This window comes from Polaribacter sp. BM10 (genome assembly GCF_002005425.1).
GTDB classification, from domain to species: Bacteria; Bacteroidota; Bacteroidia; order Flavobacteriales; family Flavobacteriaceae; genus Polaribacter; species Polaribacter marinaquae.
On record NZ_CP019704.1, the window covers coordinates 719455 to 732289 of the forward strand.

At 30.4% G+C, this 12835-nt stretch carries 13 protein-coding genes and 1 pseudogene; 7 read left to right on the forward strand and 7 right to left on the reverse strand.

All coding sequences use genetic code 11. From position 1 onward, the window contains the following. The first annotated feature begins 65 nt into the window (after positions 1–65). Entirely contained in the window at positions 66–1919 is a 1854-nt protein-coding gene (locus BXQ17_RS03060) for a radical SAM protein (protein ID WP_077809227.1), read from the forward strand. 365 nt (positions 1920–2284) lie between these two features. On the opposite strand, the gene BXQ17_RS03065 is transcribed toward BXQ17_RS03060, so the two are convergent. The 3 genes from BXQ17_RS03065 to BXQ17_RS03075 form a co-directional block, all read right to left on the reverse strand. Next, positions 2285–2668 (reverse strand): DUF3037 domain-containing protein, encoded by a 384-nt coding sequence (locus BXQ17_RS03065; RefSeq protein ID WP_077809228.1) that lies wholly within the window; start codon positions 2666–2668, stop codon positions 2285–2287. Then, complete coding sequence (locus BXQ17_RS03070; protein WP_077809229.1) at positions 2658–3437, reverse strand: HipA family kinase; 780 nt, start codon at positions 3435–3437, stop codon at positions 2658–2660. The genes BXQ17_RS03065 and BXQ17_RS03070 overlap by 11 nt, the downstream gene beginning before the upstream one ends. Before the next feature lie 77 nt (positions 3438–3514). Further along, on the reverse strand, positions 3515–3877 hold the full coding sequence (locus BXQ17_RS03075; protein WP_077809230.1) for a helix-turn-helix domain-containing protein: 363 nt from the start codon (positions 3875–3877) through the stop codon (positions 3515–3517). A gap of 347 nt (positions 3878–4224) precedes the next feature. On the opposite strand from BXQ17_RS03075, the gene BXQ17_RS03080 reads away from it, so the two are divergent. From BXQ17_RS03080 to BXQ17_RS03100, 5 genes are all read left to right on the forward strand, one after another. Continuing rightward, the gene (locus BXQ17_RS03080; protein WP_077809231.1) at positions 4225–5274 is read left to right on the forward strand and encodes a M14 family zinc carboxypeptidase; all 1050 of its coding nucleotides are present in this window, start codon (positions 4225–4227) and stop codon (positions 5272–5274) included. An 85-nt stretch (positions 5275–5359) separates the two neighbouring features. After that, positions 5360–5839 carry an Lrp/AsnC family transcriptional regulator gene (locus tag BXQ17_RS03085; RefSeq protein ID WP_077809232.1) on the forward strand — a complete coding sequence of 160 codons (480 nt, stop codon included), beginning with the start codon at positions 5360–5362 and terminating at the stop codon, positions 5837–5839. 112 nt (positions 5840–5951) lie between these two features. After that, positions 5952–7940: a thiamine pyrophosphate-dependent enzyme gene (locus BXQ17_RS03090; protein WP_077809233.1), complete on the forward strand. Its 1989-nt coding sequence runs from the start codon at positions 5952–5954 to the stop codon at positions 7938–7940. 34 nt (positions 7941–7974) lie between these two features. Continuing rightward, positions 7975–8979, forward strand: coding sequence for an NADP-dependent oxidoreductase (locus BXQ17_RS03095; RefSeq protein WP_077809234.1), 1005 nt, complete (start codon positions 7975–7977; stop codon positions 8977–8979). Beyond that, a complete protein-coding gene (locus BXQ17_RS03100; RefSeq protein WP_254712403.1) occupies positions 8979–9164 on the forward strand; it encodes a CPXCG motif-containing cysteine-rich protein in 186 nt (61 codons plus the stop codon). Before BXQ17_RS03095 ends, BXQ17_RS03100 begins: the two co-directional genes overlap by 1 nt. A gap of 166 nt (positions 9165–9330) precedes the next feature. On the opposite strand, the gene BXQ17_RS03105 is transcribed toward BXQ17_RS03100, so the two are convergent. After that, positions 9331–10038 (reverse strand): RluA family pseudouridine synthase, encoded by a 708-nt coding sequence (locus tag BXQ17_RS03105; RefSeq protein WP_077809236.1) that lies wholly within the window; start codon positions 10036–10038, stop codon positions 9331–9333. A 109-nt stretch (positions 10039–10147) separates the two neighbouring features. On the opposite strand from BXQ17_RS03105, the gene BXQ17_RS03110 reads away from it, so the two are divergent. Next, entirely contained in the window at positions 10148–10693 is a 546-nt protein-coding gene (locus tag BXQ17_RS03110) for a DUF4251 domain-containing protein (protein WP_077809237.1), read from the forward strand. 3 nt (positions 10694–10696) lie between these two features. On the opposite strand, the pseudogene BXQ17_RS03115 reads toward BXQ17_RS03110, so the two are convergent. The 3 genes and pseudogenes from BXQ17_RS03115 to BXQ17_RS03125 all read right to left on the reverse strand — a co-directional run bounded on the left by BXQ17_RS03115 (position 10697) and on the right by BXQ17_RS03125 (position 12835). Continuing rightward, positions 10697–11898: pseudogene (locus BXQ17_RS03115) on the reverse strand (multidrug effflux MFS transporter). 109 nt (positions 11899–12007) lie between these two features. After that, positions 12008–12379, reverse strand: coding sequence for a DUF805 domain-containing protein (locus BXQ17_RS03120; RefSeq protein WP_077809238.1), 372 nt, complete (start codon positions 12377–12379; stop codon positions 12008–12010). 21 nt (positions 12380–12400) lie between these two features. Beyond that, a complete protein-coding gene (locus BXQ17_RS03125) occupies positions 12401–12835 on the reverse strand; it encodes a DUF805 domain-containing protein (protein ID WP_077809239.1) in 435 nt (144 codons plus the stop codon).

The window sequence follows — 12835 nt, forward strand, 5'->3', positions numbered from 1 at the left end:
AAAAGCATTAAAAATTTAAAGAGTAATTATAATTGAGGTAGTATCTTTGCATTTTAATAAATTAGATGTCTACTAACGCACTTTTAATTACTCCGCCATTTACGCAGTTAAATACTGCTTATCCCGCTACGGCATATATTAAAGGATTTTTAGATGCTAAAGATGTTAAAACGAAGCAGCTAGATTTAAGTATCGAGTTATTTACAAGTGTTTTTACTAAAGAATTTATAGATGCTATTTTTAAACAAGCAGAAATGCTTGGTAATACTGCGTTGCCTTTGGTTTGGCAACAAAGAGAAGCATATATAGACAAAGTAGATACTGTAATGAGTTATTTACGTGTACAAGAAGTTACTGCAGCTTATCAAATTATGCACAAAGATTTTTTACCGCACGGGCACAGGCGTATAAAACTAAACAAAGATTTATCTACAGAGTTTGGTAAACTTGGTATTTTAGACAAAGCAAAACACATTGCCACTTTATTTGTAGAAGAATTGGGTGATTTTATAAATACCAACGTAGACGAGTTTTTTTCTTTTACACGTTATGCAGAACAAATTGGTAGAGCAGCATCTAGTTTTAATACCTTAGAAGAATGTTTGCAATATGAAACCACTTTAATAGAAGACGAAATGTTGTATTTGTTAGAAGAACAATTACAAAAAGATGCTTATAATTTGGTTTGTTTTACAATTCCGTTTCCTGGTAACTTGTTTTCGGCATTAAGATGTGCACAATTTATCAAAGAAAAATATCCAACAATTAAGGTTGCCTTTGGCGGAGGTTATTGCAATACAGAGCTTAGACGTTTAACAGACACGCGTATTTTTAATTATGTAGATTTTATAACTTTAGATGATGGTGAAGGGCCGTTATTAAGAATTACAGAATATTTAGAAAATAAAATAGGAGAGGAGTCTTTAGAAAGAACATTTATTTGCAGAGAAAATAAAGTTGTTTATGCAGATAAAACTCCGAATACTATTTTTCATCATAAAAATTTGCCGGCACCAAGTTACGTTGGTTTGCCAACAGCAAAATACTTGTCTTTTTTAGATGTTATGAATCCGATGCACAGAATGTGGTCTGATGGTAAATGGAATAAGTTAACTATTTCTCATGGTTGCTATTGGAAACAATGCTCGTTTTGTGACGTTACTTTAGATTATATCGGCAATTATCAAAACACCACTGCAGATGATTTGGTAAATAAAATCGAAAAGATAATTGCAGAAACAGGTATAACTGGTTTTCATTTTGTAGACGAAGCAGCGCCACCAAAAATGTTAAGAGCGTTAGCCAATAAATTACTAGAACGTAAAGTATTTATTACTTGGTGGACAAATATTAGATTCGAAAAAACTTTTACGCCAGAATTGTGTGCACTTTTATCTAAATCTGGTTGTATTGCAGTAACTGGTGGTTTAGAAGTTGCATCCGATAGGTTGTTAGCAAAAATGAAAAAAGGAGTAGACATTGGGCAAGTAGCAAGAGTTACCAAAGCATTTTCCGATCAAAATATAATGGTTCATGCTTATTTAATGTTTGGTTTTCCTACAGAAACAGCCCAAGAAACTATCGATTCTTTAGAGGTTGTACGTCAGTTATTTTATAATAATTGTATTCAATCTGCTTTTTGGCATCAATTTGCTTGCACAAGTCATAGTCCGGTAGGTAAAAATCCAGAAGAATTTAAAATTAAAATTACAGGGCCAAAGTTTGAAGGTTTTGCAGAAAACGATTTATTTCACGAAGACCCAACAGGGGCAGAGCATCATCTTTATAGCGAAGGATTAAATATTGCATTAAATAATTATTTAAATCATAAAGGTTTCGAAATTCCGTTGTCTAATTATTTCAATTTTAAAGTACCAGAGGTTACTGTTAAAAATAATTTAATCGCCAGTCATTTATAGAATTTTTTTAGAAGCTATTTCCTGCTTTTCGCACTCGCTTTTTTTAGTATGTTCACTTTATAAATTTGCTCATACTTCACAAATTTTCGCGAACAAACTAAAAAAGAGCTCAAACAAATGCTACAATCAGGGCTAAATTTGTTTGCTACTTAAGTTAAGAATCAAAAAATAGTTTTTATTTGTAAACGTAAATACCCTAAAAGTATTTCGCAAAAAAATATTCTAGTATGTTTATAAAAATATACTAGATTTTTTTGTTAGAAATATTAGTTAATCATAATGTTTATACCTGTTGTAAGTTGTCTTTGATAAAAAGGTAAAATCAATTCAATAATTATTTTAGTATAATTTGGTTCTATTGTTAGTTACATTACAAATTTCTCAAAAATATCATTTAAAGAATCTTCTGGTTGTTCACACAAACCAGGGTGTGTTTTAGAGCTTTGTATAATTGTACTTCTACAAGCAGCAAGCCATCTAAATCTGTCTGCAATTTCAAATTCACCAATTTTACCTCCGGCTTTATTGCCCTCACAAATTTGCACCCAAGCTGCTAAATAATTATTTAAAAAATTAAGATCTAATTCTGGAGCAAGTGCTTTTAACTTGTCAGGGTTAATGTGGTATTTAATTCCTAAAAACTTTTTTCTTTTAGAAAATAGAATTACACCCACGTTAAAAAATTCTTCGCGTTCTACTTTTGGAACAACACGAATAATTGCATATTCAAATGTAAATCTATCTTGCATCTTCTGCTTCTTTTACTAATGAATCTAACATTTTTAATTTTGCATTTAAAAAAGTAATATATGCATTTCTCATTTCGTTAGGTTTTAAAACTTCACCTTCATTCTCTAACCAATTTTCAGGAATTTTAGAAACGATTTCAATTATAATAGATTCGTTTATTTCTTTTTTAAGTTCTAGTGCAGCTTCTTTTAGTTTTGTTGCTTTCGCTAAAAGCACATGGTCTTTAATTAACGGAAACGTTCTTGTTAAATGATTTTCCCAAGTACTCCAATTATGATGAAAGTAAAAACTAGCGCCATTGTCAATTACCCAAAGTTCATTATTCCAATGCAGCAAGTTTGTATTTTTTGTTGTTCTATCGATATTACTAATCAAGCTATCTAATAATACAACTTTAGATGCCGTAAAAGCATCAACTTTAGAAACCAAAGGATCGTAAGTAATCGCGCTCGATAAAAAATGAAGCCCTAAATTTAAACCCACACTAAATTTTAATAAATCTTGTATTTCTTCATCGGGTTCTGTTTTTGCAAAAGAATCATCCAAATTCATAAATACTAGTTCTGGTACTTTTAGGTTTAAAGCTCTCGCAAGTTCGCCACCAATAAATTCAGAAATTAAAGCTTTGGTTCCTTGTCCGGCTCCTCTAAATTTTAAGACATACAAAAAACCATCATCTGCTTTTACAATTGCAGGCAAAGAACCACCTTCTCTTAAAGGTTGTAAATACTGAACCACATTTACTGTTCTTATATCAATTTTATTCATAAGTACTAAAATATACTATTTAAACAAGTTTGTTATAAAAATTAGCTTTTTGTTGAAAACGAAAAGTAAACGTAAAATTATTTTTGATATTCTTCAAAAGTACCATCATCATAAAAAACTACAATTCGTTGAATATTTTTTCCGCTGTTATTTTTTTCTGAAGAAAATAAAGTAGGTGAAGAAGGGGTGTGCTGTTTTATTTTCTGAACTGCATTTTTAGGAAAAACACCTTCGTCTTTTAAGAGCCAATTAATATCTACGTCGTTAAATTCTGATGTTACTTTTAATATAAAATCTAAACTTGGTTTGTTTCTTCCAGATAAAATATGAGAGATGCTAGAACGTTGTACACCAACTTTATCTGCAAACGTAGATGCCGAAAGTTGATGATGTTCCATTACTTTTTTCAGTTTACTTGTAAAATTGGCTGTGTTTATCATTGTAACAACTTGTTGTTTTACAAATGTAAAATATTTTATTGTAACCACAAAGGTAAATTTATACCTAGTTTTATTAAGTGTTTGAGGTGGTAAAGTAAAGCTTTAGTTAAAACTTGTAAAATACTAAAATATAAGTATTTATATTTTTTATATAGGAAATTATTATATTGATATATAATCAAATAGCTTTCTGAAATAAAAAATAGAAATTCTGTTTACAAAAGTAACTTTGTAAGCATAATTGCAAGTTTACATTTGTAACAATTAGTTAATTTACATTTGTAACATTTTAGTTTGATTACAAATGTGATTGCTTTATTTTTACAAAGATTTTACAACCGAATATTATGAGCTTGTTAGCAGTAGATTTTTTGAAGACCATTTTTAAAGAACAAAAAGAAACTTCTATTTCTGGAAAATGGATTCGTTTTAAAGACATAGAAAGTTTGTTTCAGAAATATGAATCAAAATTTCTTGTGCAAGAAATAGGTACATCAGAAAAAGGAATACCTATTTATAAACTTAAAATTGGTACTGGTAAGAAAAAAATATTGTTGTGGTCTCAAATGCACGGAAATGAAAGTACAGGTACAAAAGCATTATTCGATCTATTTAATTGCTTTTTAAATACTAATAAAGAGCAATTACAAACGATTTTAGATACATGTACATTGGTTTTTATACCTATGTTAAATCCAGACGGAGCAGAAGTTTATACAAGAGTAAATGGTAATAATATAGATCTTAATAGAGACGCTGTAGATCGAGTTGCAAAAGAAAGCAAGTTATTAAGAAGTCTTTTAGAAGATTTTAATCCGCAGTTTTGTTTTAATCTACACGACCAAAGAACTATATTTAATGTAGAAAACACTAAAAACCCTGCTACAATATCTTTCTTAGCCCCTTCAGAAGAAGTTACAAGGGTGTTAACCAAAGGTAGAAAACAGACAATGAATGTAATTGTAGCTATGAACGCTGTTTTGCAAAAAATGATTCCGAATTATATAGGTAGATATACAGATGAGTTTTACCCAACGGCTACCGGAGATAATTTTCAAAAGTTAGGTTACAATACTATCTTAATTGAATCTGGACACTATCCTGATGATTATGTAAGAGAGGTGTCTAGAGAATATACTTTTTATGCTATTTTACAAGGATTGTATCATATTGCAATTACCGAGGATTTTAGTGAGTATAAAGACTACTTTACTATCCCAAACAACGCAAAAGATTTTTATGATATAATTCATCGACATTCAGGTGAAAAGAAGGATATAGCCTACCAATATAAAGATCAAATTGTTGGTGGTGAGTTAGTTTCGACATTGGTTAAAGTAGAAGAAAGTAGCTTGAAAGGCAAAATTGGTCACCACGAAATCGTTTTCGAAAGCTAAAAACATTAGATATTTCTCATTTTTTTTATTGTTCTCTTAAATTAAATTTATAAATTTGCAATTATAATTGAATAATATATAAATTATGAAAAAATTCATTTTAGACGAAATAGACCATCAAATCTTAGACATTTTAATAGAGAATGCTAGAACACCATTTACAGATATTGCAAAACAATTATTAGTGTCTGCAGGAACCATTCATGTTCGTGTAAAAAAGATGGAGGATGAAGGTATTATTCAAGGTTCTACTTTAACACTTAACTACGAAAAAATGGGCTATTCTTTTATAGCACATGTTGGTGTATATCTAGAAAAAACGTCTATGACACAGAGTGTTATAGAAAACTTAAGAAACATACCTAACGTTACTGTTGCATACGTAACAGCAGGTAAATATAATATTTTCTGTAAAGTCAGAGCAAAAGGAACAAATGATGCAAAAGACATTATATATCAAATAGACGATGTTCCTGGAGTTAATAGAACAGAAACTATGATTGCTTTAGAAGAAAGTATAAACGATAAAAAGAGAATGATGCACGCAATTTTTAAAGAATTGTAGAGTATTTTACTTATAAATAATTAAAAATCCTTATCATTAAAATGATAAGGATTTTTTTGTGGATTCTACTTTTGATTGTTTATGTTTGTTAACGTTATGAAATATACAACGTATGGCAAGTAAAATTAAATTTATCGCAAATTCTATAGCAAAAGAACAACTTTTACATTTATATAAAGAAATGTTGTTACCTAGATTGATAGAAGAAAAAATGTTAATTCTTTTGCGTCAAGGTAAAATATCTAAATGGTTTTCTGGCATTGGGCAAGAGGCTATTGCAGTTGGTGTAACGGCTGCTTTGTACGATGACGAGTACATTTTACCAATGCACAGAAATTTAGGAGTGTTTACAACACGTAAAATTCCTTTACACAGACTTTTTTCGCAATGGCAAGGTAAATTAAATGGTTTTACTAAAGGTAGAGATAGAAGTTTTCATTTTGGGACACAAGAATTTCATATTGTTGGTATGATATCGCATCTTGGGCCACAATTAGGCGTTGCAGATGGTATTGCATTAGCAAATAAAATAAAGCAAAATGGCAATGTTTGTGCAGTTTTTACAGGAGAAGGTGGTACAAGTGAAGGAGATTTTCATGAGGCCTTAAATGTTGCTTCTGTATGGGATTTGCCCGTATTATTTTGTGTAGAAAATAATGGGTATGGTTTGTCTACGCCTACATCAGAACAATTTAAATGCAATCATATAGCCGATAAAGGCATTGGCTATGGTATGGAGAGTTATGTAATCGATGGGAATAATATTTTAGAGGTGTATGCAAAAGTGTCTGAAATAGCCGAAAGTATTCGAAAAAAACCAAGACCAGTATTGTTAGAGTTTAAAACCTTTAGAATGCGTGGGCACGAAGAAGCTAGTGGAACAAAGTACGTACCACAAGATTTATTAGATACTTGGGCAGATAAAGATCCGTTAGAAAATTTTAAAGAATTTTTATTAGAAGATGGTGTTCTTACAGAAACATTAGATGCGTCTTTTCGTACTGAAATTACATCACAAATAAATACAAACTTAGATATAGCGTATAATGAGGAAGAAATTATACCAGATTTAGAAGAGGAGTTAAAAGACGTTTATAAAGATTATAGTTATAAAGAAATAGTTCCGTCTCTTGACAAGAAAAAAATAAGATTTGTTGATGCCATTTCAGAAGGATTGGAGCAGGCAATGGAAAAAAATGATAATTTGATTATCATGGGGCAAGATGTTGCAGCTTATGGCGGTGTTTTTAAAATTACTGATGGATTTTTAGAGAAATTTGGAAAAGAACGTGTAAGAAATACTCCAATTTGCGAGTCTGCAATTGTTTCTGCTGCTTATGGTTTGTCTGTTAACGGATTTAAAGCTGTTATGGAAATGCAATTTGCAGATTTTGTCTCATCAGGATTTAATCCTATTGTAAATTTACTAGCAAAATCGCATTATCGCTGGCAACAAAAAGCAGACATTGTAGTAAGAATGCCTTGTGGTGCAGGTGTAAATGCAGGGCCTTTTCATAGTCAAACAAACGAAGCTTGGTTTACCAAAACTCCTGGATTAATAGTTGTTTATCCGGCTTTTCCGTCAGATGCAAAAGGGTTGTTAGCTTCGGCAATAGAGAATCCAAACCCTGTAATGTTTTTCGAGCATAAAGCTTTGTATCGTTCTGTTTATCAAGAAGTATCTACAAATAGTTATACAACAGAAATTGGTAAAGCAGCTGTTGTAAAACAAGGTGATGCATTAACAATTATTAGTTATGGTGCTGCAATACATTGGGTTTTAGAGTCTTTAGAAAAGCAAAACATAGAAAATATAGATGTAATCGATTTAAGAACGTTACAACCTTTAGATGTTGAAACTATTTACGATTCAGTAAAAAAAACAGGTAAAGCAATTATTGTACAAGAAGATTCTATGTTTGGTGGTTTGGCAAGTGATATTTCTGCATTAATAAGCGAAAACTGTTTCGAATATTTAGACGCACCGGTTGCTAGAATTGCAAGCTTAGAAACTCCTATACCTTTTCAAGCAGAATTAGAAAATCAATATTTAGGAAAAAGTCGATTAGATAAAGCTATAGAAGTGCTTTTAAATTATTAAAAATTAGTATTTTTAGAGTTAAAAATTAGTATTCATGATTAATAAACAAGTTATACTTAAAAATAGACCCAAAGGTTATCCAGATGAAAATACTTGGCAATTAGAAAGTAATGAAATTACTGAGTTACAAGACGGAGAAATTTTAATAGAACATCATTATATATCATTAGACCCAGCAATGCGCGGTTGGATGAATGATTCAAAATCATACATTCCGCCAGTAGCATTAGATCACGTTATGCGCGCAGGTGCTATTGGTAAAGTTATCAAAACAAATAACAATCCAAAATTTGAAGTTGGAGATTGTGTAACAAGTTGGGGTGGCGTACAACAATATTCTATTACAAACGGAGATGGCTGGTTTAAAGTAGACGAAAGTTTGGCCTCGATGCCAATGTATTTGGGTACTTTAGGTATGCCAGGAATGACAGCGTACTTTGGTATTTTAGAAGTAGGAAAAGTTAAACAAGGAGATATCGTTTTGGTATCTGGTGCTGCAGGAGCTGTTGGTGCTATTGTTGGGCAAATAGCTAAAATAAAAGGCTGTACAGTAATTGGTATTGCTGGCGGAAAAGAAAAATGCGACTATATTTTAAATGAGTTAGGTTTTGATGATGCTATAGACTACAAAAACGAGAATATTTATTCTGCCTTAAAAAAGAAATGTCCTAAAGGTATCGATGTCTTTTTTGATAACGTAGGTGGTGTAATACTAGATGCAGCATTAAGCAAATTAAGAATGCATGCAAAAGTAATTATATGTGGTGCAATTTCTCAATACAACAACAAAAGTAAAGTGCAAGGTCCTAGTAATTATCTATCATTGTTAGTAACACGTTCTACAATGCAAGGTCTTATGGTAATGGATTATACCAAAGATTTTGGTAAAGCTGTAAAAGAGATGAGTGGCTGGTTACAAGAAGGAAAACTAAAATCGAAAGAAGATATTTATAACGGAATCGAAAACTTTCAAGAAACCTATAATAGACTTTTTACAGGTAATAAAAACGGAAAATTAGTCTTAAAAGTAAAAGAGTAGTGGAGCAAGAGCATTTTTTTCAATGTCCATATTGTTGGGAAGAAGTATCGATGATTTTAGATGCAAGCGTACATCAGCAAACCTATATAGAAGATTGTGAGGTTTGCTGTAATCCTATAGAAATTACACCAACTTTTGAGGCAGGAGAATTAATAGCCTTTAATGCACAAAATATCGAACAATAATTTTTAGAAGCTATTTCCTGCTTTCGCTACTCGCTTTTTTTCGCTTCGCTAGATTGTTTTTATAAAAATATCTTTTTATAAAAACAATCTAAAAAGAGCTCAAACAAACCGCTCTATCAGGGCTAAGAAATTCTGGAAACAACAGTTCTATACCGATTTTAAGTGCTTAATTTGCTAATGGATTTTTCCAAGAAAATTCTTTAAAAGCATGCTGCCAATCTTCCGGAAACTTTGCTTTTAAACTTAAGAATTCCTCAGAAAAAGGATGCTTAAATTCTAATTTACCAGCGTGTAAAAACATTTTGCACCAACCAAAGTTGTTTTCAAACATTACATTGTGGTTTTTATCGCCATATTTAGGGTCGCCAATTAACGGATTGCTAATTTTATTGGTGTGAATTCTTAATTGATGCATTCTACCTGTTTTAGGTTTCATTTCAATTAGACTATAACGAGAAGAATCGTAAGGTTTTACAGGAATTTCTAGCGTTACTTTTTCTAAAGTTTTTAAAACTGTTAATGCATCTTTGTGTACATTGGCATCACGTCCTTTTACTGGCGAATCTATTATTTTTTCTTCTGGTGCAAAACCTCTAACCAAACCGTAATATGTTTTTTCAATTTGATTATTAGTAAACAATTCTTGAAACTTAGAAACGTATTGTTTTTCTTTTGCTAATAAAATAATACCAGATGTTTTTCTGTCTAAACGATGTATCGGGTATGTTTTTATTCCTTTCAACGCTTCAACTAATTGTAAAAGAGAAGCTTCATCAGCAACGTTTCTAGAGTGATGCGCATGATGAACTACAACATTGTTAGGTTTACTAACGCATAAGATATAATCATCTTCAAAAATAATGTGTACACTCATTTCTATTATTTAGATTTCAAAAATACTATTTAATTTGTGATATCTTTAAATGAATTTAAATTCCTTTTTTGTAAATTTAGATACCTAATAATCAATAAAATATTTAATTATGAGAATAGTATTGGTAAGTTTATTAGTTTTTTGCTTTGGTTGTTCTAGTTTAAAAAGTACGGTTACACAAGCAGAAATTGATAATTTAAAAGAAACCGTAGCTAGTAAAAATATAGAAGCAATTTTTGATTGGGCGCAGCCAATGGGGTTAAACAATAATGTAAGAGGATTAGAAAATTTATTACCTCCAGGTAGCTCTACAAATAATATTAATTTATCAGGAAATGCTAATTTTTTTAGAATTAAAAGTGATAGTGTTTATGTAGATTTGCCTTTTTACGGTCAGCAACAATTGTCTAGAGGTTACAATGCAGATGCAGGAATTAAATTTGAAGGCAAGCCAAAAGTTGTTAAAAAAACATTTGATGCTAAAAAAGGAGCTTATATTTTAAAGTATACTTTAAATGCTAAAGACGAAGGTTACAATGCTACGTTAACTTTATACCCAAACAGCAATTGTAGTTTGAATGTAAATAGCAGTCATAGATCAACAATTTATTATAATGGAAATTGGAAAGTATTAACCGAAAACAGTAATAACTAAGTTTTAACTTGCTTTCTTATTGGCAATATTTAAATACTGAATTAAGCAAAGAGCAATTAATCCGCAGATAAAGAAACCTATAAATAAAGGTAATGCAGTTTTATCTAAAAACCCCCAATATATGTAGCAATAGGAACTGCCATTATGGTAGAGAAAAAACCATTAATTGCTGCACCAATACCAGCAATATGACCAATAGGTTCCATGGCCAAAGCACGCGTATTTCCGAATAAAAAGCCAATTGCAAAAAATTGTATTGCAAAAAATGTTATCAACACATAAATACTTGGGTTGCTTTCACCATAAAATAGCGATATGTAGATAATTGGAATAAGTGTAAATAATACTGTAAAAATTTTAACCAATTTAAACATTCCTAATCTCACAACTAAAGTTCCGTTTAAGAATGTTGCAATACCAATGCTAATTGCCAAACCTGCAAAAATAAACGGAAACTCTTCTTTTAAATGATATTGTTTTTCGAATATTTGCTGACTTGCACTTAAATACACCATAAAAGAGCCCGTAATAAAACCAGAAAATAAAGTAAAAATTACAGCGTTTTTATGTTTTATAAATTCTTTTGTACCCGAAACAAATAAAGATAATTTAAATTTTTTTCTATTTGCTACTTTCAGTGTTTCTGGTTGTCTTTTCCAAAGCCAAAGCATTACAAACAAACCAAACACTAATTGGCTATAGAAAATAGATTTCCAGCCATAAGAATCTAACATTATTTTACCAATAGCAGGTGCAACAACAGGAACTAAAATAAAAATAACCACAACAAAAGACATTACTTTAGCCATGTAATTACCGCTAAAACGATCTCTAACCATTGCAATACTTATAGTTCTAGGTGCAGAAAGACCAATACCTTGCAGAATTCTACCAAATATCATCATTTCTAAATTTTTAGAAAAAATGCACACCAAACTTGCAAAAGCAAACACAATAAAACCTACATAAATTACAGGTTTTCTACCAAAACTATCTGATAACGGACCCGAAATTAACTGTCCAAAACCTAAACCTAGAAAAATCATGGTAATTAATAACTGATTATTCTGAGAATCTGTCACATTAATAGACAGACCAATATCTGTTATTGCAGGTAATAAAGCGTCTATAGCTAATGCAACTAAAGACATTAAAGAAGCCATTACAATAATAAATTCTATTTCAGATTTTTGTCTAATTTCCATTCGGCAAAAGTAGTTTATTCACTTTTATAATTCTGTAAATATTCGTTTTATAAATAAAAAAAAGGACTACAAAATTGCAGTCCTTTTTATAATGTATAAATTAAAGAAATTATTCATTTCCAATAAAATCTATTTCATTGCTGTTTCCTAAACCTTTTGGGTTTGATCCCCATTTATTTTCACCATTTTCACTATCAGTACAAGCTAAATACAAGTTGTAAAAAGGAATCAATAAAAACCAACCACTTTTACCAGCATCGTGCATTCTTCTAACTCCTACTGCTAAATATGGTAATAACACTGCAATAGAATATATGGTTTCAATAAGCGATGTTTCAGGAGAAACCAATGAACCATGCATTATAAATTTAAGCGAAAATGATATTATTGAGTTTATCAATACAAACATCCAATACTCTTTTCTTCTTGCTCTTCCTTTAAAATCTGCATATTGCTTTAAAACTTTTAAATACCAATTCATTTTTCTTAATTTTAATTAAACTTATTCTTTTCCTATAAAATCTATTTCTCTGTTATTGTTTATTCCTTTCGGATTTTCTCCGTATTGATTTACTTTATTTTCGCCTTCCATACAAGTTAATATCAAAAACCAAAAACCACCAATGTATGGTATAAGGTTGATAAAAAACCATGCGCCACTTTTACCTAAATCGTGCATTCTTCTAGAGCTTACAGCTAAAGAAGGTATAATGGTAGCTAATGTATAAATTAATAAAAGTATTAAAAATAGATATGAAGTGTTTTCAGTTTCAAACTCTTCGTTATAATCAAAAAGATTTTCGTTAGAATATATAAAAAGAAATAATAAAAGCCCTGTAAACAAATAATGAAATAAAAAGAACATCCAATATTCTTTTCTTCTAGCTCTGCCAGAAAATTTAAAATAGTCTTTTAATACTTTTAAATACCAATCCAT

What these genes read in the sequence shown, in the direction of transcription:
- BXQ17_RS03060 (WP_077809227.1), top strand. Translation starts at nt 66, where the DNA reads ATGTCTACTAACGCACTTTTAATTACTCCGCCATTTACGCAGTTAAAT.
- BXQ17_RS03065 (WP_077809228.1), bottom strand. Translation starts at nt 2,668, where the DNA reads ATGCAAGATAGATTTACATTTGAATATGCAATTATTCGTGTTGTTCCA.
- BXQ17_RS03070 (WP_077809229.1), bottom strand. Translation starts at nt 3,437, where the DNA reads ATGAATAAAATTGATATAAGAACAGTAAATGTGGTTCAGTATTTACAA.
- BXQ17_RS03075 (WP_077809230.1), bottom strand. Translation starts at nt 3,877, where the DNA reads ATGATAAACACAGCCAATTTTACAAGTAAACTGAAAAAAGTAATGGAA.
- BXQ17_RS03080 (WP_077809231.1), top strand. Translation starts at nt 4,225, where the DNA reads ATGAGCTTGTTAGCAGTAGATTTTTTGAAGACCATTTTTAAAGAACAA.
- BXQ17_RS03085 (WP_077809232.1), top strand. Translation starts at nt 5,360, where the DNA reads ATGAAAAAATTCATTTTAGACGAAATAGACCATCAAATCTTAGACATT.
- BXQ17_RS03090 (WP_077809233.1), top strand. Translation starts at nt 5,952, where the DNA reads ATGGCAAGTAAAATTAAATTTATCGCAAATTCTATAGCAAAAGAACAA.
- BXQ17_RS03095 (WP_077809234.1), top strand. Translation starts at nt 7,975, where the DNA reads ATGATTAATAAACAAGTTATACTTAAAAATAGACCCAAAGGTTATCCA.
- BXQ17_RS03105 (WP_077809236.1), bottom strand. Translation starts at nt 10,038, where the DNA reads ATGAGTGTACACATTATTTTTGAAGATGATTATATCTTATGCGTTAGT.
- BXQ17_RS03110 (WP_077809237.1), top strand. Translation starts at nt 10,148, where the DNA reads ATGAGAATAGTATTGGTAAGTTTATTAGTTTTTTGCTTTGGTTGTTCT.
- BXQ17_RS03120 (WP_077809238.1), bottom strand. Translation starts at nt 12,379, where the DNA reads ATGAATTGGTATTTAAAAGTTTTAAAGCAATATGCAGATTTTAAAGGA.
- BXQ17_RS03125 (WP_077809239.1), bottom strand. Translation starts at nt 12,835, where the DNA reads ATGGATTGGTATTTAAAAGTATTAAAAGACTATTTTAAATTTTCTGGC.